At 61.0% G+C, this 22,036-nt stretch carries 21 protein-coding genes; 11 read left to right on the top strand and 10 right to left on the bottom strand.

Annotated features, from left to right (window positions below):
• Positions 1–127: 127 nt before the first annotated feature.
• From PQR53_RS20740 to PQR53_RS20715, 6 genes are all read left to right on the top strand, one after another.
• A complete protein-coding gene (locus PQR53_RS20740) occupies positions 128–910 on the top strand; it encodes an L-iditol 2-dehydrogenase (RefSeq protein WP_408457731.1) in 783 nt (260 codons plus the stop codon).
• Between the two features lie 97 nt (positions 911–1,007).
• Complete coding sequence (locus PQR53_RS20735; RefSeq protein WP_408457729.1) at positions 1,008–2,330, top strand: ABC transporter substrate-binding protein; 1,323 nt, start codon at positions 1,008–1,010, stop codon at positions 2,328–2,330.
• Between the two features lie 187 nt (positions 2,331–2,517).
• Positions 2,518–3,453, top strand: a complete 936-nt coding sequence (locus tag PQR53_RS20730) for a carbohydrate ABC transporter permease (RefSeq protein ID WP_408457727.1) — start codon at positions 2,518–2,520, stop codon at positions 3,451–3,453.
• A gap of 38 nt (positions 3,454–3,491) precedes the next feature.
• Entirely contained in the window at positions 3,492–4,325 is an 834-nt protein-coding gene (locus tag PQR53_RS20725) for a carbohydrate ABC transporter permease (RefSeq protein WP_408458044.1), read from the top strand.
• Positions 4,322–5,035 (top strand): HAD family hydrolase, encoded by a 714-nt coding sequence (locus PQR53_RS20720; protein ID WP_408457725.1) that lies wholly within the window; start codon positions 4,322–4,324, stop codon positions 5,033–5,035. The genes PQR53_RS20725 and PQR53_RS20720 overlap by 4 nt, the downstream gene beginning before the upstream one ends.
• 101 nt (positions 5,036–5,136) lie before the next feature.
• Entirely contained in the window at positions 5,137–6,246 is a 1,110-nt protein-coding gene (locus PQR53_RS20715; protein WP_408457723.1) for an ABC transporter ATP-binding protein, read from the top strand.
• 152 nt (positions 6,247–6,398) lie between these two features.
• Here PQR53_RS20715 and PQR53_RS20710 read toward each other — a convergent pair whose 3' ends face one another.
• The 3 genes from PQR53_RS20710 to dalD all read right to left on the bottom strand — a co-directional run bounded on the left by PQR53_RS20710 (position 6,399) and on the right by dalD (position 10,408).
• Positions 6,399–7,346, bottom strand: a complete 948-nt coding sequence (locus PQR53_RS20710) for a sugar-binding transcriptional regulator (RefSeq protein WP_408457721.1) — start codon at positions 7,344–7,346, stop codon at positions 6,399–6,401.
• Between the two features lie 77 nt (positions 7,347–7,423).
• Positions 7,424–8,905 (bottom strand): xylulokinase, encoded by a 1,482-nt coding sequence (xylB, locus tag PQR53_RS20705; protein WP_408457719.1) that lies wholly within the window; start codon positions 8,903–8,905, stop codon positions 7,424–7,426.
• A gap of 90 nt (positions 8,906–8,995) precedes the next feature.
• Positions 8,996–10,408 carry a D-arabinitol 4-dehydrogenase gene (gene dalD / locus PQR53_RS20700; RefSeq protein WP_408457717.1) on the bottom strand — a complete coding sequence of 471 codons (1,413 nt, stop codon included), beginning with the start codon at positions 10,406–10,408 and terminating at the stop codon, positions 8,996–8,998.
• A gap of 386 nt (positions 10,409–10,794) precedes the next feature.
• Here dalD and PQR53_RS20695 point away from each other — a divergent pair, with 386 nt between their 5' ends.
• Positions 10,795–11,775 (top strand): AraC family transcriptional regulator, encoded by a 981-nt coding sequence (locus PQR53_RS20695; protein WP_408457714.1) that lies wholly within the window; start codon positions 10,795–10,797, stop codon positions 11,773–11,775.
• 48 nt (positions 11,776–11,823) lie between these two features.
• On the opposite strand, the gene PQR53_RS20690 is transcribed toward PQR53_RS20695, so the two are convergent.
• Entirely contained in the window at positions 11,824–12,489 is a 666-nt protein-coding gene (locus PQR53_RS20690; RefSeq protein ID WP_408457712.1) for a response regulator, read from the bottom strand.
• A gap of 441 nt (positions 12,490–12,930) precedes the next feature.
• Between PQR53_RS20690 and PQR53_RS20685 the strand changes: the two genes are divergently transcribed.
• Together PQR53_RS20685 and PQR53_RS20680 are read left to right on the top strand one after the other, a co-directional pair.
• Complete coding sequence (locus PQR53_RS20685; RefSeq protein WP_408457710.1) at positions 12,931–13,635, top strand: lytic polysaccharide monooxygenase; 705 nt, start codon at positions 12,931–12,933, stop codon at positions 13,633–13,635.
• A gap of 465 nt (positions 13,636–14,100) precedes the next feature.
• Positions 14,101–14,358, top strand: coding sequence for a hypothetical protein (locus PQR53_RS20680; protein WP_408457707.1), 258 nt, complete (start codon positions 14,101–14,103; stop codon positions 14,356–14,358).
• 274 nt (positions 14,359–14,632) lie between these two features.
• On the opposite strand, the gene PQR53_RS20675 is transcribed toward PQR53_RS20680, so the two are convergent.
• From PQR53_RS20675 to kynB, 4 genes are all read right to left on the bottom strand, one after another.
• Positions 14,633–15,121: a hypothetical protein gene (locus PQR53_RS20675; protein WP_408457705.1), complete on the bottom strand. Its 489-nt coding sequence runs from the start codon at positions 15,119–15,121 to the stop codon at positions 14,633–14,635.
• 389 nt (positions 15,122–15,510) lie between these two features.
• Positions 15,511–16,461 carry a tryptophan 2,3-dioxygenase gene (gene kynA / locus PQR53_RS20670; RefSeq protein WP_408457702.1) on the bottom strand — a complete coding sequence of 317 codons (951 nt, stop codon included), beginning with the start codon at positions 16,459–16,461 and terminating at the stop codon, positions 15,511–15,513.
• 10 nt (positions 16,462–16,471) lie between these two features.
• The gene (gene kynU / locus PQR53_RS20665) at positions 16,472–17,722 is read right to left on the bottom strand and encodes a kynureninase (protein ID WP_408457699.1); all 1,251 of its coding nucleotides are present in this window, start codon (positions 17,720–17,722) and stop codon (positions 16,472–16,474) included.
• An 82-nt stretch (positions 17,723–17,804) separates the two neighbouring features.
• Positions 17,805–18,443: an arylformamidase gene (kynB, locus tag PQR53_RS20660; protein ID WP_408457697.1), complete on the bottom strand. Its 639-nt coding sequence runs from the start codon at positions 18,441–18,443 to the stop codon at positions 17,805–17,807.
• Between the two features lie 130 nt (positions 18,444–18,573).
• Between kynB and PQR53_RS20655 the strand changes: the two genes are divergently transcribed.
• Complete coding sequence (locus tag PQR53_RS20655) at positions 18,574–19,083, top strand: Lrp/AsnC family transcriptional regulator (protein ID WP_408457695.1); 510 nt, start codon at positions 18,574–18,576, stop codon at positions 19,081–19,083.
• 107 nt (positions 19,084–19,190) lie between these two features.
• Here PQR53_RS20655 and PQR53_RS20650 read toward each other — a convergent pair whose 3' ends face one another.
• Entirely contained in the window at positions 19,191–19,700 is a 510-nt protein-coding gene (locus tag PQR53_RS20650; RefSeq protein WP_408457692.1) for a flavin reductase family protein, read from the bottom strand.
• A gap of 256 nt (positions 19,701–19,956) precedes the next feature.
• Here PQR53_RS20650 and msrA point away from each other — a divergent pair, with 256 nt between their 5' ends.
• The gene (msrA, locus tag PQR53_RS20645; RefSeq protein ID WP_408457689.1) at positions 19,957–20,505 is read left to right on the top strand and encodes a peptide-methionine (S)-S-oxide reductase MsrA; all 549 of its coding nucleotides are present in this window, start codon (positions 19,957–19,959) and stop codon (positions 20,503–20,505) included.
• Positions 20,506–20,526: 21 nt separating this feature from the next.
• Here the strand turns inward: msrA and PQR53_RS20640 are convergent, their stop codons facing one another.
• A complete protein-coding gene (locus tag PQR53_RS20640; protein WP_408457687.1) occupies positions 20,527–21,966 on the bottom strand; it encodes a DUF72 domain-containing protein in 1,440 nt (479 codons plus the stop codon).
• Between the last annotated feature and the right edge of the window lie 70 nt (positions 21,967–22,036).

The following is a 22,036-nucleotide window of genomic DNA, read 5'->3' as shown; positions in this document are numbered from 1 at the left end:
AATCTGGCCGAGCGCCTTGACATGACCCGGTCCGTATCCGATCATTCGATCACAAACAGAGCAATTGTTCGCGCAATGAGCGTTCGCTCACTGCGCCTCAAGATGCGAAACGAACCGGAGACAAGCGGTGGCGGCACGATTGCAAGACAAGGTGGCCATTCTGACGGGCGCGGCAAGCGGAATCGGTGAAGCCGTGGCCCGGCGCTATCTGGACGAAGGCGCGCGCTGCGTGCTGGTCGATGTGAAGCCGGCGGACAGTTTCGGCGCTTCGTTGCTTGCCGCTTACGGCGACCGCGTGCTGACCGTCAGCGCCGACGTCACGCGCCGCGAGGATATCGAACGTATTCTTGCCAGCACGCTGGAGCGCTTCGGCCAGGTCGACATTCTGTTCAACAACGCGGCGCTCTTCGATATGCGCCCGATCCTCGATGAATCCTGGGACGTGTTTGACCGCCTCTTCGCGGTCAATGTGAAGGGCATGTTCTTCCTGATGCAAACCGTCGCCCGCAAAATGGTCGAGCAGGGCCACGGCGGCAAGATCATCAATATGTCGTCGCAAGCCGGGCGGCGCGGCGAGGCGCTGGTGTCGCATTACTGCGCAACCAAAGCCGCCGTACTCAGCTATACGCAATCCGCCGCGCTCGCGCTCGCGCCGCACAAGATCAACGTGAACGGCATTGCGCCGGGTGTCGTCGATACGCCGATGTGGAACGAGGTCGACGCGCTCTTCGCCCGTTATGAAAACCGTCCGCTCGGCGAGAAGAAGCGCCTGGTGGGTGAAGCGGTGCCGCTCGGCCGCATGGGTGTGCCGGACGATCTGACCGGCGCTGCCCTGTTTCTCGCGTCGGCGGATGCCGACTACATCACCGCGCAAACCCTGAACGTGGACGGCGGGAACTGGATGAGCTGAGCGGCTCACCGCGTGGATGAGCCGTACCCGTGTTACCCATCGTCATTTTCGTAGAACAAACGCAGCACCACATAACGTACGAGAAAGGAGACAACACATGAAACCAGCCCTCAAATCCGCACTCAAGGCGGTCAGTGCCGGCGCAGTCGCGTGCTTCGCGCTGCAGGCTCAGGCGGCCACGGTGACCATCGCCACGTTGAACAACCCGGACATGATCGAGCTGAAGAAGCTCTCGCCCGCTTTCGAGAAGGCGAATCCGGACATCAAGCTCAACTGGGTGATTCTCGAAGAAAACGTGCTGCGTCAACGCGCTACCACCGACATCACCACCGGCAGCGGCCAGTTCGACGTGATGACGATCGGCGCCTATGAAACGCCGCAGTGGGGCAAGCGTGGCTGGCTCACGCCGATCACCAATCTGCCCGCCGATTACGATCTGAACGACGTCGTCAAGACGGCCCGCGACGGCCTCTCGAGCGGCGGCCAGTTGTATGCCTTGCCGTTCTACGTCGAAAGCTCGATGACGTATTACCGCAAAGACCTGTTCGCGGCGAAGGGCCTGAAGATGCCGGATCAGCCCACCTACGACCAGATCGCGCAATTCGCCGACAAGCTCACCGACAAAGCCAACGGCATGTACGGCATCTGCCTGCGCGGCAAGGCGGGCTGGGGCGAAAACATGGCGTATGGCACGACGGTGGTGAATACCTTCGGCGGCCGCTGGTTCGACGAGAAGTGGCAGGCGCAGCTCACGTCGCCGGAATGGAAGAAGGCGATGACCTTCTACGTCGACCTGCTGAAGAAAGACGGTCCTCCGGGAGCCAGCTCGAACGGTTTCAACGAAAACCTCACGTTGATGTCGTCGGGCAAGTGCGCGATGTGGATCGACGCGACGGTGGCGGCCGGCATGCTCTATAACAAGCAGCAGTCGCAGATCGCCGAGAAGGTCGGTTTCGCCGCGGCGCCGATTGCCGTCACGCCGAAGGGTTCGCACTGGTTGTGGGCCTGGGCGCTGGCGATTCCGAAGTCGTCGAAGCAGGCGGACTCGGCCAAGAAATTCATCGCGTGGGCTACGTCGAAGCAGTACATCGAACTGGTCGCGAAGGATGAAGGCTGGGCCTCGGTGCCGCCGGGAACGCGCCAGTCCACGTACGCGCGTCCTGAGTACAAGCAGGCCGCACCGTTCGGCGACTTCGTGCTGAAGGCGATCGAAACGGCTGATCCGGACCATCCGACGCTCAAGCCGGTGCCGTACACCGGTGTGCAGTTCGTCGGGATTCCTGAGTTCCAGTCGTTCGGCACGGTGGTCGGCCAGAGCATCTCCGGCGCGATTGCCGGTCAGATGACGGTCGATCAGGCGCTGGCAGCCGGCAACGCCACCGCGGACCGCGCGGTGAAGCAGGCGGGTTATCAGAAGTAAGCTGCACCGCAACACTGGAACGTAACGTGAAACGCGCCGGCTGACGCCCGTCAGCCGGCTCACGCAGCACAGCGGGCCGTCCCCGCCGCGCCTGCCTCACGGCATCGAACGATGCCGTGACGGCTCCCGCGGTTCCGGCTCCGGCTTGAGCCGGACAGCCCGCGCATTAGCGAACAGGTGGTCAATCATGCGTCCTTTGCGCCTACCTCTCATGCATGCCCATCCCCAGACAGAAAAAGAACGCGAAGTCCGCAAAGCCAATTCCGCCCGCTGGCTAGTCTCGCCCTCGGTCGCGGTACTCGTGCTGTGGATGGCGATTCCGCTGGCGATGACGATCTGGTTTTCGTTCTCGCGCTACAACCTGCTGAATCCGGATCTGAAAGGCTTCGCCGGTTTCGACAACTACAAATATCTCGCCACCGATCCATCGTTTGGCCCATCGATCGGGCACACGCTCGAATTGATCATCTCCGTGCTGGTCATTACGGTGGTCGGCGGCGTGCTGATGGCGATTCTGTTCGACCGCAAGTTTTACGGCCAGGGCATCGCGCGGCTACTTGCCATCGCCCCGTTCTTCGTGATGCCGACCGTGGGCGCGTTGATCTGGAAGAACATGATCCTGCATCCGGTGTATGGCCTGATCGCTCAGGGCATGCGTGCGATGGGCATGCAGCCGATCGACTGGTTCGCCGAGTATCCGCTCACGGCGGTGATCATGATCGTCGCGTGGCAGTGGCTGCCGTTCGCGTTCCTGATTCTGTTCACCGCGATCCAGTCGCTCGATCAGGAACAGAAGGAGGCGGCGCGCATCGACGGTGCGGGTCCGTTCTCGATGTTCTTCTACATCACGCTGCCTCACCTGAAACGGGCGATCGCCGTGGTGGTGATGATGGAGACGATTTTCCTGCTGTCGATCTTCGCCGAAATTTATACGACCACGGGCGGCGGTCCGGGCACCGCGACCACCAATCTGTCGTACCTGATCTATTCGCTGGGTCTGCAACAGTTCGACGTCGGTCTCGCTTCGGCGGGCGGCATTCTCGCTGTCGTGCTGGCCAATATCGTGTCGTTCTTCCTTGTGCGGATGCTCGCGAAGAACCTGAAAGGGGAGTACGAAAAATGAGCCACGTTGCCTCTAACCCGGCGTCGAGCACGACGCCCATGACCGTGCCGGCGAAGTCGCCATTCGCCGCGATTCGTCGCGGCATTCCTGGCCTGATTGCGTGGCTGGTCGCGCTGCTGCTGTTCTTCCCGATCTTCTGGATGACGATCACCGCGTTCAAGACGGAGCAGCAGGCCTATTCGTCGTCGCTGTTCTTCGTTCCGACGCTCGATAGCTTCCGCGAGGTGTTCGCCCGCAGCAACTACTTTTCGTTTGCGTTGAATTCGATCCTGATCTCGGTGGGCGTCACGGTGTTGTGCCTGATTCTTGCGGTGCCGGCCGCGTACGCGATGGCCTTCTTTCCGACGCGCCGCACGCAGAAAGTGCTGCTGTGGATGCTGTCGACCAAGATGATGCCGTCGGTCGGCGTACTGGTGCCGATCTATCTGCTGTGGAAAAACAGTGGACTGCTCGATACGGTGTCGGGTCTGGTGATCGTCTACACGCTGATCAACCTGCCGATTGCGGTATGGATGTCGTTCACTTACTTCGCGGAAATTCCGCGCGACATTCTCGAAGCAGGACGGATCGACGGCGCGGTGACGTGGCAGGAAATCGTCTATCTGCTGATGCCGATGTCGCTACCGGGGCTCGCGTCCACTGCGTTGCTGCTGGTGATCCTGTCGTGGAACGAAGCGTTCTGGAGTATCAATCTGTCGAGTTCGAACGCCGCGCCGCTGACCGTGTTCATCGCGTCGTATTCCAGTCCTGAAGGGTTGTTCTGGGCCAAGCTCTCCGCGGCCTCGCTGCTCGCGGTGGCGCCGATTCTCATCGTCGGCTGGCTGTCGCAGAAGCAACTGGTGCGCGGCCTTACGTTCGGGGCGGTCAAATGACGGCAGGCACGATTGCCGGCACGAGCGTCGGAAATTTTGCGCTGATCTGCGATTGCGACGGCGTGCTGATCGACAGCGAGGCCGTGGCGGCGCGCATGCTGGTGCACGAACTCGAAGCGCGCTGGCCCGATGCCGATGTTGAACCTGTGGTGCTGCCTTTGCTCGGCCTGCGCATCGAAAAGGTCCTGCAAGGCACGGCGGCGCAACTTGGCAAGCGCCTGAGCGCCGAGGATATCGACGCGATTCGTCGGGCGGTGGAAGCGGCAGCGATGCAAGCCCCGACGGTCGAAGGCATCGAGACCGCGCTCGCGCAGGTGCCGCTCACCAAAGCATGCGCGAGCAACAGTTTCCGGCCGTATGTGGAGACGGTGCTGGCGCGCACGGGCCTGGTGAAGTTTTTCGGCGACCGGCTGTTTTGTGCCGATGCGGTGCCGAATCCGAAGCCCGCGCCCGATGTCTATCTCGCCGCGGCGCAAGCCTTCGGCCTCGCGCCGTCCGCGTGCCTCGTGGTGGAAGACAGCGTGACCGGCGTGACGGCCGCGACCGCGGCGGGCATGACGGTGCTGGGCTTCATCGGCGGCGGTCATGCGAGTGACGCGCAGATCGACGCGTTGCATGCAGCGGGCGCGCGTCATGTATTCGACGACATGTTGCAGTTGCCGGAACTGGTCGCGCAATGGACGCTGAGCGCGACGGCAGCGGCGCCGTAAGCGCGGCAGTTCAAAGACCTCAAGCAACCGACACAGCTGAAGCACTGGATAGCAACACATAGCAATAGACAGCAACACACAGCAATACACGGAGACACATCATGGCAAGCGTAACTCTGCGTAACATCAGAAAAGCCTACGACGACAACGAAGTGATGCGCGACATCAACCTCGACATCCTGGACGGCGAATTCGTCGTGTTCGTGGGCCCGAGCGGTTGCGGTAAATCGACGCTGATGCGGATGATCGCCGGCCTCGAAGACATCAGCGGCGGCGACCTGACCATCGACGGCACGCGCGTGAACGACGTGCCGCCGGCCAAGCGCGGCATCGCGATGGTGTTCCAGTCGTACGCGCTGTATCCGCACATGACGCTGTACGACAACATGGCGTTCGGCCTGAAACTCGCCGGAACCAAGAAGCCCGAGATCGACGCCGCCGTGCGCAACGCTGCGAAGATCCTGCATATCGACCATCTGCTCGATCGCAAGCCGAAGCAACTCTCGGGCGGCCAGCGCCAGCGCGTGGCGATCGGCCGCGCGATTACGCGCAAGCCGAAGGTGTTCCTGTTCGATGAACCGCTATCGAATCTCGACGCCGCGCTACGGGTGAAGATGCGCCTCGAATTCGCGCGTCTGCACGACGAGCTGAAGACCACCATGATCTACGTGACGCACGATCAGGTCGAAGCCATGACGCTGGCCGACAAGATCGTGGTGCTGTCGGCGGGCAACGTGGAGCAGGTCGGCAGTCCGACCATGCTGTATCACGCGCCGGCCAATCGCTTCGTCGCGGGTTTTATCGGCTCGCCGAAGATGAACTTCATGGAAGGCGTGGTGCAGTCGGTCACGCACGACGGTGTCACGGTGCGCTACGAAACCGGCGAGACCCAGCGTGTCGCGGTGGAACCGGGTGCGGTGAAGCAGGGCGACAAGGTGACGGTCGGGATTCGCCCCGAGCATTTGCATGTAGGCTCGGCGGAAGACGGCATCTCGGCGCGCACCATGGCGCTCGAATCGCTCGGCGACGCCGCCTATCTGTATGCGGAATCGAGCGTTTCGCCGGATGGCCTGATCGCGCGGATTCCGCCGCTCGAGCGGCATGCCAAGGGCGAAACGCAAAAGCTCGGCGCCACGCCGGATCACTGCCATCTGTTCGATAGCGAAGGAAAGGCATTCCAGCGCAAGATCGTCGAAGTGCTGGCTGCTTAGATAGGTGTGTAATGCGGAAAGCGGCGGGTGCGCCGCTTTCCGCTCAAGTCACCTTTGACGCTACAAGCGGCACGCCGCGGCGTAGAAAATGTGGTGCCAACTGCCGACAGGTCTTGGCCAATCATCGCAGTCTTTACGCGTCATTGCCGCGCTCAAGCTTCGAGCGCTGCCCGCGCGCACAACTCATCGGTCACCAAACCCGACAGCCAGCCACCTTTAAGCACTGCGATCAGCGCTTCGTGCTTGCGCTCGCCGCCGGCAAACCCGATGGTGGGGCGCCGCGGCGGGAAGTCGAGCGCGATGCTGGTCACGCGCCGGCCGGTCGGCGATTCGACGTGCGCGCCGGCCGAATCGATCGGCAGGCCGAGCATTTCGGCCACCGCGCCGTTCTGCATCAGCTCCTTCACTTCCGCTGACGTGATAAAGCCGTCTTCGTGCAGCGGGCATTTCGGCCCAATATTGCCGATGCCGACGAATGCGACATCCGCCTTGGCCGACAGCGATTCGACGATCCGGTACAGCCGGTGATTGCACCACTGCGCGCGCTCGGCTTCGCTATCGGCGAGTAAGGGCGCGGGCAGCAGAAAATACTTGCCGCCGGTCTTCTCTGAAATGTGCAGCGCGACGTCATAGCGGTTCGAGGAGCCGTCCTGGGCGATCGCCCCGACCATCGATACCAACCGGTGCTGCGGACGCTCCAGCTGCGCGATCTGATCGACCGCGGCCTTCAGCGTACGGCCACTGCTCACGGCGACCACCATCGGCTTTTCTTCGCTGAGATAGCGTTCCATGACCTGCGCGCCGGCCACGGCCAGCTTGCGGTCGACTTCTTCCGAGGTATCGCTGTCGATCGGTACGACTTCGCACATGCTCAGGCCGTAGCGCTTCGAGAGTTGATCGGCGAGCGCGAGGCAATCGGCCAGTTTGTGATCGACGCGCACACGAATCAGGTTCTTTTCCACAGCGAAGGCGACCAGCCGCTGCGCAACCGGGCGCGACACCTGCAGCTTCTCGGCGATCTCGTTCTGGGTGTTGCCGGCGACGTAGTAGAGCCACGCCGCGCGGGTAGCAAGATCTAATTTTTCTGTGGACTTGGGCACGGTGACGGTTCGCTTGAAGTGCGCCGATGATAGCAGCCGGTCCGCGCGTCTCAACGGGAACCGGCTGGGGTTGCCGGTCAGGCGAGCGGCTGGCGGGCGGGGTCGAACAGCGGCCGCACGTGGCGGTAGAGTGCGCGATACGCTTCGAGCCGGTTGCGCAGTTCGGCGTGGCGCCGCGGATTCGGCGTGAATTCCTTTTCGATCGGCGGCTTGGACAGCACCTTGGCCGGCTCGCCGCCTGCGGCCAGCCAGCCCAGACGTGCCGCACCGAGCGCCGCGCCGGTCTCGCCGCCCCCGTGCTTGCGGGTGGCGGTGTTGAGCGCATCGGCGAGCAGCTGTGCCCAGTAGTCGCTGCGGGCGCCGCCGCCGAGCAGGGACAGCGCCTTCGCTTCGGTGCCGGCCGCGCGCAAGGCGTCAAGGCCGTCGGTGAGCGCGAGCGTCACGCCTTCGAGTACCGCGTAGCCGAGCAACGCACGATCGGTCGCGTGATTCATCCCGAAGAACACGCCCTGCGCGTACGGGTCGTTGTGCGGCGTGCGTTCACCGGACAGATAGGGCAGAAAGAGCGGGGCGGTGTTCAATGCGTCCGCTGGGAGCGCCTCGATTTCGGCGAGCAGCGTCGGCTCGTCGGTCGAGGTGAGCTTGCAGACCCAGCGCAAACAGCTTGCCGCCGACAGCACCACGCTCATCTGATGCCAGCGATCCGGAATCGCGTGACAGAACGCGTGCACCGCGGACGCGGGGTTCGGCCGGAAACTGTCGCCGACTACGCACAACACGCCGGACGTGCCGAGCGAGACGAAGCCGTCGCCCGGCTGCGTCGCGCCGATGCCGATCGCACTCGTGGCGTTGTCGCCGCCGCCGGCCGCGACGATCACGCCGTCGCTCAAACCGAATTCGCGAGCGACTTCGGGAAGCAGTGTGCCTGAGGGCTCGCTGCCTTCGCACAAGCTCGGCATCTGTGCGCGGGTCATGTTGCAGGCGGCGAGCAGCGAATCGGACCAGTCGCGTTTGGCGACGTCGAGCCAGAGCGTGCCGGCTGCATCCGATGGGTCGGATACCTTGCCGCCGGTCAGTTGCAGGCGCAGATAGTCTTTCGGCAACAGCACGCAGGCCGTCCGGGCGAAGATGTCCGGCTCGTGACGCGCGACCCACAGCAGCTTCGGCGCGGTGAAACCGGGCATCGCGAGATTGCCGGCCACGGTGTGCAGTTCCGGCGCTCGCTCGGTCAGCTCCGCGCATTCCTTGTCGCTGCGCATGTCGTTCCACAGGATCGCGGGTCGCAATACGCGGTCTTGCGCGTCGAGCAGCACGGCGCCGTGCATCTGCCCCGAGAGGCCAATGCCGCGAATCTGCGCGAACTCGTCGGGATATTTGGCGCGCAACGCGGCCAGCGCCGTGCGCGTGCCGGCCCACCAGTCTTCGGGATTCTGTTCGGCCCAGCGCTGATGCGGACGCGAAACGGTAAAGGGTGAGCCCGCGGTGCCGATCACGCGTCCATCGGAGGCGAGCAGCAGGACTTTCACTTCGGACGTGCCGAGGTCGATGCCGAGATACATGGGCGCGGAACCTTCGTCGTTAGGGATGCGCTACTTTAGCCGCACATGGCGAGCAGTGCCATGCGCATTAAGCCTGGCACTTCGCTGGAATCAAACCGCGCCGCGTTTGGCCAGCCACACGTCGACCCGCGCTAACGCCCCCGCCAACGCCGATTCCAACTGCGGCGTGCCGGCCATACTGCCCCACAGCAGCCGGTCCGCTGCGAACGCCTGCAGCGGATCGGGCGCGGCAAAGAAGCCGCGTGCGATTTTCTCGTCCATCACGCCGTCCTGATACGCATACGGCAGCGCGCCGGCGTTCCAGCGTTCGAGGAAACGGAAGAACAGCGCCGGCAACATTGCCGTCGCCGCGGGTGTGACGCCACGTTCGAAGCATTCCGCGAGCGTCGGCGCGATAAAGCCGGGCAGCTTCGAAAAGCCGTCGGCCGCGACGCGCTGATTGGTGTCCTGGATATACGGATTGCCGAAGCGCTCGAGCACCACGTCGCGATATCGCTCGAGATCGAGCGGGCTCGGTGTGAGGCAGGGGATCACGTCTTCGGTCACGTAATCGAAGGCAAATTTATTGATGTCCGGATCGAGCGTGCCTTCGTGGATGTAGTTCAGTCCCACCAGCGTGCCCGCCCACGCGATGCAGCTATGCGTGGCGTTGAGAATGCGGATCTTCGCTTCCTCGTAGGGCAGCACGGAGTCGACCAGTTCCGCGCCGACCTTTTCCCACGCTGGGCGCCCCGCCACGAAGCGGTCTTCGATCACCCATTGGATGAAGGCTTCGCCCATCACCGGACAAGTATCGTCGACGCCGGTGGCGGCCTTCACCCGTTCGCGCACGTCGGGTGTCGGACGCGGCGTGATGCGGTCGACCATCGAACTCGGGCACTCGGTGTTGTCGTCGAACCATTGCGCCAGATCGTCCGCGCCACGTCGCTCGAGAAACTCGCTCATGCCCGCATGAAAACGCTCGCCGTTGCTGCGCAGGTTGTCGCAGGTCTGCAGCGTGACTGGACCGGCGCCGCGCTTCATGCGCGCGTCGAGAATCGCCGCGAGCGCGCCGTAGATGGTGGTGTGGCCGCCGTTCAGGTCGGCCGCGAGATCGGCGTTGGCCGTGTCGAGCTCGTCCTGTTCGTCGAGGTAATAGCCGCCTTCGGTGACCGTGAACGCGATGATCTTGCAGGCCGGATCGGCTCCGGCCTCGATCAGCATATCGAGACTCTCGGTCCATGGCACCACGCGCTCGATCGAACGAATCGTCTCGTACGCGCGTTCGCCCTGCGGCGTGACGGTCTCGAGCGTATAGACGCCGTTTTGCGCGGCGAGTGCTTCGAGCACCGCATTCATGTCGCTGCGGATATTGCCGACCGCCAGCGACCAGTGCGGCTCGCCCGCCAGTTTCGCCTCGTTCAACCGATGGAGATACCAGGCCTGATGCGCGCGATGAAACGATCCCGCGCCAATGTGCAGGATCACGTGTGCGGCCGTGCCGCTGCCTTGTCCGCTGTTCATGTGCGTCTCCTGAATGTCTTTGAGCGCACGGCTCGGAGCGTGCGTTTTTTCTGGTGTGGAGCATTTGCTCTGTATGTGAGCGAATGATCGTACCCAGTGAAACGAATGTCAAGGCGAGCTCAGCGGCTTTTCGTGGCGCAGCGCGGCGTGGCGGGACTTTCGACAGGGCTCGCAAGACGTCCGTGCGTTATGGGACGCCTGTCGCGGTGCGTATTGCATTGCGTCAAATTTGACTTTCGCCGCGCTAGGACTAACCCGAATGCAAAAAAGTATCGGTTCGCGGTTTCATTTTTAGTGGTGGATAAGGCGTTTGAGGGCTACTTTTCGCTATATAAGACGAAGATCAGCGGCATCCGCAGCGCGCCGCTTCATGGAGGAAGACGCGAATGCAACCCGATCTCGAACTCGTCGCCGTACGACGCGACGAATCGTTCAAAGTGTGGTCGCACGGTTATCCGTATCGCACGGTGCGCTGGCACTTTCACCCGGAATACGAAATCCACCTGATCGTGGCGACGATCGGCAAGATGTTTGTCGGCGACCATATCAGCAGCTTTGTGCCGGGCAATCTTGTGTTGCTGGGGCCGAACCTGCCGCACAACTGGGTCAGCGACGTGCCGGAAGGCGAGACGATTGCGCAGCGCAATCTGGTTCTTCAGTTTGGGCAGGAGTTCGTGTCGAGTTGCATGGGCAGTTTTCCGGAGTGGCGGCAAGTGGAGGCGTTGCTTGCTGATTCGCGCCGTGGTGTGATGTTCGGCGCAGAAACGAGTGCGGCGATTCAGCCGCTGTTTCTCGAGTTGCTAGGCGCGCGCGGATTGCGGCGGCTCGTGCTGTTCATGTCGATGATTGAGAGCCTGATGAACGCTGAGGATCGTGAGACGCTTGCTAGTCCTGCTTATCAGGTCGATCCGAGTGGGTTTGCGTCGAGTCGGATTAATCATGCGCTGTCGTACATTGGTAAGAACCTGGCCAACGATCTGCGTGAGTCGGATCTGGCGCAGCTTGCTGGGCAGAGTGTTAGTGCGTTCTCGCGGTACTTTCGTCGGCATACAGGATTGCCGTTTGTGCAGTACGTGAATCGCATGCGGATTAACCTCGCTTGCCAATTGCTTGCGGATGATGAGTTGAGTGTGACCGATATCTGCTTCAAGGCGGGGTTTAATAACCTGTCGAATTTCAATCGGCAGTTCCTCGCGATGAAGGGCATGGCGCCTTCGAAGTTTCGACGGTATCAGCAGTTGAATGAGGCGAGTCGCGGTGCTTCAGCTGGGGCGTCAACGCAAGATGTGGGGAACGACGACACGCCTGCGATCGTGCTTGCGACGGGTTTGCCGCGCGGTGCTGCGGCTGCGTATCCGTCGACGTAGTTGCACGATCGGACAAGGAGCACGGAACTCCCAGTCGTCAGGACTGTATCAGGTCAGATCGCGCCGCCTCCCAATCTGACTAGCATCGTATTCGCTCATGTACTGGAACAACGCACAGTCTGTCGTAATGCCGAGGCGCGCCATGCCCGAGCGTTTGTGGCGGCTGATTGTCTTCCGGCTGCGCTGCAGGCGATCGGCTACTTCCGCTGCCGACAATCCCGATGCAAATAATCTCAATACCTCGGCTTCGCGTGGTGACAGATGCACGGCCGATCCGTCTTCTATCGTGTTGTCCGCGATCACGCTCGCTCGCATCATGGGCGACAGATAGCGGCGACCGCCCGCGACCGCTTGAATTGCAATAGGGAGCGCTTCCGTCAGGTCCGCCTTGCTCATCAGGCCCGCTACCCCAATTCGCCAGATCGAACCGCGCACACCGATGTTGTTGACCATCGTCAGCACGATCACCCGCAATTCGGGAAAAGTCCGGCGCAAATAGCCGAGCAGACGCATTCCGTCGCCGTGCCTCAGACCCGGCATCACGTATTCGGTCACCAGTAAATCGCACGGTATCGTGCCCAGTACATTGATCAAGGCATCGGAATCCGATGCCACCTGAATCACGGTGCCGATGCGGCGCTGGGTAATCATCCCTTTTACGCCGAGTACGAACAACGGATGGTCATCGGCCAGCACAATGCGTAGCTTCTCCAACTGCACAGCTTTCCCTCACTTGAATGCGGCTCGCCGCGCACTAGTTCATTCTGCAGCCGGTATTCGCGATCGGCTGCCTCTGAATGTCGCGTGCGACCATTCGTCGAATTGCGACGCATAAGCAGTTGACCGTTCGTGACGTGTGAGCTAGATCGTGCCGCCGACGCTGCATCAAATTTTGAGACGTTTCTCAGACTCACATTTTGCTGGCTGCGTTAGCTTTGACTTGAGGTCGGCAGATGGGCGAACAAGTTAGCGTTTTGCAACTGGCGCACCCATGTCGCATCTCGCATCACCGAAGGATCTTCAGAGGGATCACGGGCGCGTTCGCCTTGGCAGGGCATCGCTGCCAATCCTGTTCGATAGTGACCAAGTCTTCTCCATGTCGCGTTTTGCAAACCGCATTGCGTGATAGGCGAGGGATGTTATGGGGAATCAACAATGTACAAAAGCACGCATCGCTCATTCACCAGGCGCCATCTGGCTCTTGCTTTAGTTGCGCTATTCGGTGCCACCGTCGCTCACGCTCACGGGCGCTTGACCGAACCGGCATCCCGTATCGTGTTGTGTGCGGAGCAAAAGAATGCAAATTGCAAGGTCGACGCGTGGGAGGAAAACGCTATGGAGAATGGTAAATTCTTTCCCGCCACGCAGGCCGGTCTACCAGACTCTTTCGCACCCCAGGACGTTCGTAACGCATTGCCGCCGAAGGATGGCGAGATCGCCGGTTCGAGCGTCAATACACCGGTTCCGGTACTGAATGAGCAGTCTGAAGACCGATGGACCAAGATTCCGATGCGGGCCAATTCACTTCAGACCTTCAAGTGGGAATATGCTGCGGTGCACGCGACCCGGCGATGGAATTACTTCATCACGCGTTCCGACTGGAATCCCGCCAAACCGCTCACGCGAGCGCAGTTCGAGGAAAAGCCGTTCTGTATGGTCCAGAACAACGGACAACCTTATTGGCAGGCCAATCTTCAGCCACCTGAGCCGACGATTCACCAATGTCGCCTGCCAGATCGCAGCGGCTATCACGTGATTCTCGCCGTATGGGAAGTTGCCAATTCGCAGATGGGCTTTTATCAGGTCGTCGATACCTATTTCACTTCAACGAAAGGTAGCCCAGTGATGACGCCGTTCTAAGTCTCGCGTACGCGAGGCAAAACTTTCTACTTGCACCCCATTCCATCAAGCGAGCTGTTACGCGGGAAGAGAATGGGGTTTCGATTTTCCGGCTGGTTTTGATCAAAATCGCCGCACGGGGGAGCAGCCGCTTATTCCGGATTAGGCGCGCTCCTTTAATCTCTTTGCGTAGGTGCAAATGGCCGTTTGATGTTGGTGCTCCCGTTTAGCCACTCCTGTTTTGATGCTTATGATTTCAGCCGGTTTGTGAAGATCTGTCGCGCGAGCGGCGTTTTCGGAGTGTTCCTATTCTGGTTTCAGTTCTCCGTGGTGCGACGTTGCATTGTTACGCATTTCTAACAATAAATTCCAAAAGGGAGATGTATGAAAACAAAAGCCCCATCTTGCGGGCCTGGAGGCAAGTTATTCCGTCTGGTGGCAGATGTATGAATCAATGTAAATCGGATCAAGGTTGCTAGGGAGAGTATGGTGAACAAGGAAATGGACAAGGGTGTGGCGTCAGAAGTGAGCAAGCAGTTATTGGACGCATATTTGTCGGTCGAAAATGCCACAAAAATAATCCAGGAAAAGTGCTCGAAAGATGAGTTTGAGGGGTTTCGCTCTGAGGCCGGCAGAATCGTGGGGGGGTTATACCTCTTGCTTGAACCACTGTGGAGAGCATATCCAGACCTTGCTCCCGAAGGTCTGGTCATGATTCCACCAAAGAAAAAGAACAAGCGGTAACAAAAAAAGGCGCGAGAAATTGCGCCTCTTTAATGCTGCTCAGCGGTTCCGCCAGTGTCCCGACAGCGTGCGACAGGACGAGCGCCAAAGCATGCCTTTGTTCGCGGCATCCTGAAATTGTTCCGCCAGAGATGCAGCCTGAGCCTCGCGGGAAAGCGCAATAGTTGACCAGCCCACTGCGCCGCTGACGTCTCAAGAGCCGCCGCTAAAAAAGAAAAGGCGCGAACAATGCGCGCCTTATTCTTTCAAGCAGCACGGTGGCCGCTACCTTCTCTTAATGCTTCATCACGGCCTGCTGCGCATCGGCGCGCGTCCGCGCCGCAGTTTTAACGCGCTCCTGCTTTTGCGTCCCAGCCTTGTTAGCAACCGAGGCTTCAACTTCCGCGGCAGCTTCCCCCGCTTCTCGTCCCGCTTGCGCCGCTTCCGAAAGAAGCTCCGCCGCAAGCTTGGCCGTGATACGACTGTGCGCAACGCCCTTCGCATCGAGCGCAATCACCTGGTACAAGTCGCGGTCGCCTTCAACTTCCTGCTGATATTGCTCGACGGTATAAAGCAGGTGTTCCAGCAGATTGCGCTCACGGCGTCTCTCTTCAACCGTCGTAGCAGGGCATCGGGTGATGCTTGCCGCAAGGTTAATCAGCGTTTCAAGCTGCCGGATTTGCCGGTCGCATGCGCCAAACGCCGACAGGGCGAGTTTTTCATACTGAAGCGCATCAACAGGCGGCCGTGGTGCTGTTTGATTCTTCTTAATGGGTTTGCTCATGGTGCGATTTCCGGTGGGTTCCTGAACTTCCCGAACACTCGCCAACAAACAGATGGGGTGAGCGGGCACGTAGCGAGTTTGAGAGACCGGCGGTAGTTCAAACCGGCGGGCCTTTCGACCCACTCACTGCGGCCCGCCCTCTGAATGGACGTGCTGAAGCAAGCACACAACCCACGAATGTGGATCGTGCGAACTACCGTTCGGGCTCTCACACCCGGCCGCTTTCTCTCACGGCAAACAGAAATCTAACCCACCCGTTTTTCGAGACGATCAACCACATAGGCTAAATGCGCGAGCTATGACCAATCTTTACATTCGAGCCAATGCGTCACCGAGTCACCACCCAAATAAGATGAACGCATCGCACACCGGCGTCGACACAAAGGCATCTAAAGCATCGTCCTCACATGCCAAAGCTCAGGAAACAAAACGACATCCAGCATCTTCCGCAGATAAGGCGCGCCACTCGTGCCACCCGTACCTTGCTTGAACCCAATAATCCGTTCAACCGTCGTCACATGCCGGAAGCGCCACTGCCGAAACGCATCCTCGAGATCGACCAGCTCCTCCGCCATCTCATACAACTCCCAATGCTGCGAAGGGTTCCGATACACCTCCAACCATGCAGCCTCAACCGAAGCATCGTGAGTAGTCGGCTGCGTCCAATCCCGCTCCAACCTCGACGGTGAAATCTCAAACCCACGCCGCGCGAGCAATCGAACAACTTCGTCGTAGAAGGAAGGTGCTTGCAGCGAAGCCGTCACCTCGGCAAGCACATCCGCCCGATGCGCATGCGGCTTCAGCATCTGTTCATTCTTATTGCCAAGCAGAAACTCGATCTGCCGATACTGATAAGACTGGAATCCCGAAGAGCTACCCAGATAAGGCCGCATTGCCGTGTACTCAGACGGCGTCATCGTCGCGAGAACGCTCCATGCCTGCACGAGTTGCTCCATGATTCGCGACACGCGAGCGAGCATCTTGAACGCCGGCGGCAATTCATCGCGATGCACCGCCTTCAGCGCCGCGCGCAACTCGTACAACGCGAGTTTCATCCACAACTCGCTCGTCTGATGCTGAATGATGAACAGCATCTCGTTGTGATCCGGCGACAAAGGATGCTGCGCATCCAGCACCGTCCCCAACGACAGATAATCGCCGTAACTCATCGACTCCGAAAAATCGAGTTGCGCGTCGTGCCAGCCATCGCCGGAATCGGGAACCGAGGGAGCAGGGGAAGCAGGCGACCCTGCCGAAGCAGCCCCACTCCCATACCCAAACGGACACCCTTGCACCAATTTCTCTTCCGGCAGTCCCGGGGTTTGCATGTGATCGGTCATCGCGCGCTCCTCAGGTCACAGCGCTGCGAGCGGCAAACTCAGGTGCTCGCCAGGTCTCTTGCGCAAGCACCTCGCGCAACGTCTCCACCGCATCCCACACATCGACAAAACGCGTGTACAGCGGCGTGAAGCCAAACCGCAACACCCGCGGCTCGCGATAATCACCAATCACGCCACGCGCGATCAACGCCTGCATGACTTCATAACCATGCGGATGCTCGAAGCTCGCATGCGAACCACGCTGCGCATGCTCGCGCGGCGTCACGAGCGTCAGCGGAAACTCGCTGCAACGCGCCTCGACCAGTTCGATAAACAGGTCGGTCAGTGCAAGCGACTTCGTGCGGATCGTCTGCATATCGGTTTGCAGGAACACATCGAGCCCGCATTCGACCATCGACATCGACACCATCGGCTGCGTGCCGCACAAAAAGCGGCCAATGCCGTCATCGGGCTGATACGCCGGGTCCATTTTGAACGGCGCGCGATGACCCCACCATCCGGACAATGGTTGCGCGAAATCGTTTTGATGGCGCTGGGGCACCCACACGAACGCGGGCGAACCCGGACCGCCATTCAGATACTTATAAGTGCAACCTACCGCGTAATCCGCGCCAACCCCGTTGAGATCGACCGGCACTGCACCGGCTGAATGCGCGAGGTCCCACAGCGCGAGCGCGCCCTTGTCGTGGATCAGCCTGGTCAGCGCGGCCATATCGTGCATATAGCCGGTGCGGTAGTTCACATGCGTGATCATTACGATCGCGGTGTCGTCGCCGATCGCGGCAGGCAGCTCGGACGGATCGTCGACGAGCCGCAATTCATACCCACGGTCGAGTTGTTCGATCAGCCCTTGCGCGATGTACAGATCGGTCGGGAAATTCGAACGCTCGGAGACGATCACGCGACGCTTTGGATCGCGCGCATTCGCCACCCGCACAGCGGCCGAGAGCAGCTTGAACAGGTTGATCGAAATCGTATCGGTGACAACCACTTCGTTGTCCGCCGCGCCGATCAGCGGCGCGAGCTTGTTGCCGAGACGGCGCGGCAGTTCGAACCAGCCGGCAGTGTTCCAGCTGCGGATCAGGCCTTCGCCCCACTCGGCGGCGATGACGGTTTGCGCGCGTTGCGCGGCGGCAGCCGGCGGCGCGCCGAGTGAATTGCCGTCGAGGTAAATGGTGGTCGATGAGAGCGCGAACTGGTCGCGCAGCGGCGCGAGCGGGTCGGTGCTATCCAACGCCAAGGCTTCTTCACGGGTGTTCATGATGGTCCTGTCAGTCAGATCAAGGAATTCGGTGGATGCGATGAATGCGTGATGCAGTTTGCTGAGCGTCGGTCATCGGCCGTCAGCGAGATTCGGGCAGCGCGCGCAACACGGCGCGCACGGGGCTTGCGTCGAGCGTGGTCAGCTTGAGCGGCAGCGCAATCAGTTCGTAGTCGCCGGGCGCGACGGCGTCCAGCACGATGCCCTCGAGGATCGCCATGCGGTGCGCACGAATCCGATGGTGCGCGTCCATCGTCTTCGATTCCTGCGGGTCGAGGGAGGGCGTGTCGATGCCGATCAGTTTCACACCGTTGGCCGCGAGCAGATCGATCGTCTCGGGCGCCACTGCACAGAACGCGCTGTCCCACGCCGCAGTCGGCGCGTTTTTGTAAGTCCGTAGTAAGACTCGGGGCGGCAGGTCGTCGAGCGAGCCGGTCAGGTGTTGTGGCGTCACAACAGGCGACGCGCCGATGCAATAAATTACGCGGCAGCGTCCGAGGTACGCTTCGAGCGGCACCAGACCGATCGCCGCGCCGTCGGCGTCATAGTGAAGCGGGGCATCGGTGTGGGCACCGGTGTGGGGCGATAGCGTCAGCCGCGCGACGTTGACGGGCGAGCCCGCCTCCATGCGCCACACGCGTTCTATGCCGACCGGCGTATCGCCGGGCCAGACGGGCGTCGAGGTATCGACGGCGGGGGTGATGTCCCAGAGTGTGTCCATGTCTCCATCGGCGGATTGTCTCTATCCGGGAATGATAGGTGGCCTGCGGCGAAATGTGATTGCGAAAAAATCTCCTTCTAAGCCCTGTCTTGGAACATAATTTGATTCAAATGGGAAAGGGAGACCGAATATGAACGCGATCTCGCTCGACGCCACCGATTGCCGTATCTTGACGGTGCTTCAGCAAGAAGGACGGATCAGCAATCTCGACCTGGCGGAGCGTATTTCGCTTTCGCCGTCGGCCTGTCTACGACGCCTGCGCCTGCTCGAAGAGCAGGGCGTCATCGAACATTACCGTGCGTGTCTGAACCGCGAAGTGCTGGGTTTCGAACTGGAAGCGTTCGTGCAGGTGTCCATGCGCAACGACCAGGAGAACTGGCACGAGCGCTTTGCGGAGGCGGTGCGGGATTGGCCGGAAGTGGTCGGCGCATTTGTCGTGACCGGCGAGACCCATTATCTGCTGCGGGTGCTCGCCCACAATCTCAAACACTATTCGGATTTCGTGCTGCAACGCCTCTATAAGGCGCCAGGCGTGATGGATATTCGTTCGAATATCGTGCTGCAAACGCTGAAGGAAGATTCCGGCGTGCCGGTTGCGCTAGTGACGAAAGCCAGCGGACACAGCGCATCGCATAACTGACTGCGAGCGGCGGGTCGGCTTGCGCCGGCTTGTGCCTTGGCGCGTTGCGCAGTGCAGTTTCTGGCCGTGGTTGCAGGCGCGGTCAAAACGCCACCGCCGCGCCGCGTTCAGAGCGGCTTGAGTCCGTGGAACAGACCGTTCTGAAAGACCAGCGGCGCGATTTCCGCGGCATTCTCGTGAACGCCGCAGCGCTCCACTTCGCCGACGAATATCACGTGGTCGCCTTCTTCGTAGCGACTGCGGTTATGGCATTCGAACCAGGCAAGCGCACCGTCGAGCACCGGCATGCCGGTGTCGCCTTCGGCGTGCGACACACCTTCGAAACGGTCGCCCTTCACAGTGGCAAAGCGTTTGCACAGATCGAGTTGCGAGGCGGCCAGCACGTTGACCACGTAGTGGCTATTCGCCCGGAACACCGACATCGACGCCGAGCGGCTGGCGAGGCTCCACAGCACCAGCGGCGGATTGAGCGAAACCGAATTGAACGAACTGGCCGTGATGCCGATCAATTGGCCGGACGCTGCACGCGTTGTAATGACAGTGACGCCAGTGGCGAATTGGCTAAGCGCCTGTTTGAAGGCGGGCTGGTCGAAATTGGGTGGGCTGGCGCGCTTCATCGGGCGGAAGTCCCGGAGCCGAGCCGGCTGAACCCCAGGCTGAACCCATCGCGCGCGCGGTTGAAAACAAATGATTCGAAAGTCATAGTGAAAATCGTCGATTTGTCCCAATTTTAACTGCAATCGCGGTGGACTGGCCGCGACCCCTGCCGGTTAGTGGAAAAACCGCTAAGCTGCAAAGTCCCGGTTGTGGAATGAGTGTTGCTGTTTAGCGGAACCGGCGTCCGCCGACTATCAGTATCAAGGAGCAAGCAGCATGAGTCAGACAGGCGAAGTCGCCACCCTCGGTGGCGGGTGTTTCTGGTGCCTCGAAGCGGTGTATCTGGGCGTCGAAGGCGTGAACTCGGTGGAGTCGGGCTATGCGGGTGGCCAGACCGAACGGCCGACCTATGAACAGGTGTGCGATGGTGTGACGGGGCATGCGGAAGTCGTGAATGTCGACTTCGATCCTTCGAAGATCAGCTATCGCGAGATTCTCGATATTTTCTTCGCGATCCACGATCCGACCCAGTTGAACCGGCAGGGCAACGACGTGGGCACGCAATACCGTTCGGTGATTTTCACGCATTCCGATGCGCAGCATGAAACGGCGTTACAGGCGATTCGCGAGATCGGCGAACAGCAGATTTACGACGGCCAGATCGTCACCGAGGTGCTGCCGCTCGACAGCAACTACTGGCCGGCCGAAGCGTATCACCAGAATTATTTCGCGCAGCATCCGAATCAAGGGTACTGCTCGTTCGTGGTGGCGCCGAAGGTCGCGAAGTTTCGTCAGAAGTTTGCGCATCGTATCAAGGCGAGCTGAGTAGTTTTGCGGCGGCGAGGCCTAGGCCGGCTCGCCGCGTTCGCCGTCTTGCTGCTGCTCGCCGTCATCTGGCAACTGCGGCTCATGTTCGTGCTCTTGTTCGTGTTCATGAGCAAGGCGCGCATACGCTTCGATAATCGCCCTTGCCAGTTCCACGCAGCTTAACGGCGCCGAGCCTTCCGCCTTGTTGTTGATTGCGATCACCACCGGCTGGCCGGCCAGCGCGTAGCGCGCGGCCAGCTCGGCGAGCGCGGCGCGGGTCGTCGGGTCTTGATCGATCAGCTGGTTGAACGGTTCGTACTTGGCCTTTGCCTGTTCGTATTTGAAGCCGCCGTGCAAACTCCACCGTACGATCAGCGGACCGGCCGGTTCGCCGTCCAGCAGCGCGAGCGCCGCCGCCTGACGCAGCGGGTCCGGCATCCGCGCATGAATCCCCACGCAATAGCGCACGCCCGCCGTTTTCAGCGTGCGGATGAAACGCGGCGTGAGCAAGCTCGCATCGCGGATTTCGATCGCGTAGCACGTGCCGTCAGGCAGCTTGGGCAACGCCGTCAGAAACCCCGCTAGGCGTTCGATGAACGCCGCCGGTTGCGCGAGCATCTGGTCGGGCAACGGCGAGAGCTGGAACACGAGCGCGCCGGCTTTCGCGCCGAGGCCGTCGAGGCATGGCGTGACGAATTCGTCGATCGCCATTTGCGTGTTCAGAAAGCAGGGGTTCAGCGAGACCGGCTCGCCGCGTTCGGCGCGCACGGTGGCGTCGGTGATCGTCATCGGCGCTTTGACGATGAAGCGGAAGTGCGTCGGCACCTGCTGCGCGTAGCGCAAGTATTCGGTGACGGTGAGCGCCTGGTAAAACGACCGGTCGATGCTGACCGTTCTGAGCAGCGGATGTGCGCCATAAGCCGTCAGACCTTCGCGCGAGAGTTTGCTATTGCTGTAGTCGTCGCCGTAGACGATGCCGTTCCAGCCTGGAAACGACCATGTCGACGTACCGAGGTGCACCTGCGGTGGCAGGTCGGCGGCGAGCGCCAGGAGTTCGGGAGAGGGCGGGGCGGCGAGAACGTCGCGGGTACGGCGTTTCTTTGGCGTATTGTTGGTCGCGGCGTTGGCCGCGCATTCGCTTTCGCTTTCGGTTTCAGTCTCGGTTTGAGGCGGTATCGGCGCATCGTCTTCCTGCCAGAGCAGGATGGCATCGCTTGCCATTGTGCGTGGTTCACGCCGCCGTTCAACCTGCACCACGTCAGCGAGCGCCTGCGTCGCAGCCGCGCTTGCCGCTGCTACGTCGGTAGTGGCGCCCGCTCCAGCAGTCCCGCGCCGCGCCTTTGCACCCCCATCCGCCTTCGCCGATGTCGCCGGCGCTTCCACCGGCATCCCGAATAGATCGTACTGCACGGCGTCCGCCTGCGCCTCATGCTCGCCAGTCACCGGCTGTTCAACTTCGCTTGTCCCGCTCTGGTCCATCGATGTCCGACCCGCTGTTTAAGGTTTGCGCCGCGTCGGCCCGCTCATGCAATGCATGCACCGGGCACGC

This window comes from Paraburkholderia fungorum, from assembly GCF_046027605.1.
Taxonomy (GTDB): domain Bacteria; phylum Pseudomonadota; class Gammaproteobacteria; order Burkholderiales; family Burkholderiaceae; genus Paraburkholderia; species Paraburkholderia fungorum_F.
This window is presented reverse-complemented; position numbering and strand designations above follow the sequence as displayed.

Excerpts from the sequence above, each read along its gene's own strand:
- PQR53_RS20735 (WP_408457729.1), top strand. The coding sequence starts at position 1,008 with ATGAAACCAGCCCTCAAATCCGCACTCAAGGCGGTCAGTGCCGGCGCA.
- PQR53_RS20730 (WP_408457727.1), top strand. The coding sequence starts at position 2,518 with ATGCGTCCTTTGCGCCTACCTCTCATGCATGCCCATCCCCAGACAGAA.
- PQR53_RS20725 (WP_408458044.1), top strand. The coding sequence starts at position 3,492 with ATGACCGTGCCGGCGAAGTCGCCATTCGCCGCGATTCGTCGCGGCATT.
- PQR53_RS20720 (WP_408457725.1), top strand. The coding sequence starts at position 4,322 with ATGACGGCAGGCACGATTGCCGGCACGAGCGTCGGAAATTTTGCGCTG.
- PQR53_RS20715 (WP_408457723.1), top strand. The coding sequence starts at position 5,137 with ATGGCAAGCGTAACTCTGCGTAACATCAGAAAAGCCTACGACGACAAC.
- xylB (WP_408457719.1), bottom strand. The coding sequence starts at position 8,905 with ATGTATCTCGGCATCGACCTCGGCACGTCCGAAGTGAAAGTCCTGCTG.
- dalD (WP_408457717.1), bottom strand. The coding sequence starts at position 10,408 with ATGAACAGCGGACAAGGCAGCGGCACGGCCGCACACGTGATCCTGCAC.
- PQR53_RS20695 (WP_408457714.1), top strand. The coding sequence starts at position 10,795 with ATGCAACCCGATCTCGAACTCGTCGCCGTACGACGCGACGAATCGTTC.
- PQR53_RS20685 (WP_408457710.1), top strand. The coding sequence starts at position 12,931 with ATGTACAAAAGCACGCATCGCTCATTCACCAGGCGCCATCTGGCTCTT.
- PQR53_RS20680 (WP_408457707.1), top strand. The coding sequence starts at position 14,101 with ATGGTGAACAAGGAAATGGACAAGGGTGTGGCGTCAGAAGTGAGCAAG.
- PQR53_RS20675 (WP_408457705.1), bottom strand. The coding sequence starts at position 15,121 with ATGAGCAAACCCATTAAGAAGAATCAAACAGCACCACGGCCGCCTGTT.
- kynA (WP_408457702.1), bottom strand. The coding sequence starts at position 16,461 with ATGACCGATCACATGCAAACCCCGGGACTGCCGGAAGAGAAATTGGTG.
- kynU (WP_408457699.1), bottom strand. The coding sequence starts at position 17,722 with ATGAACACCCGTGAAGAAGCCTTGGCGTTGGATAGCACCGACCCGCTC.
- kynB (WP_408457697.1), bottom strand. The coding sequence starts at position 18,443 with ATGGACACACTCTGGGACATCACCCCCGCCGTCGATACCTCGACGCCC.
- PQR53_RS20655 (WP_408457695.1), top strand. The coding sequence starts at position 18,574 with ATGAACGCGATCTCGCTCGACGCCACCGATTGCCGTATCTTGACGGTG.
- PQR53_RS20650 (WP_408457692.1), bottom strand. The coding sequence starts at position 19,700 with ATGAAGCGCGCCAGCCCACCCAATTTCGACCAGCCCGCCTTCAAACAG.
- msrA (WP_408457689.1), top strand. The coding sequence starts at position 19,957 with ATGAGTCAGACAGGCGAAGTCGCCACCCTCGGTGGCGGGTGTTTCTGG.
- PQR53_RS20640 (WP_408457687.1), bottom strand. The coding sequence starts at position 21,966 with ATGGACCAGAGCGGGACAAGCGAAGTTGAACAGCCGGTGACTGGCGAG.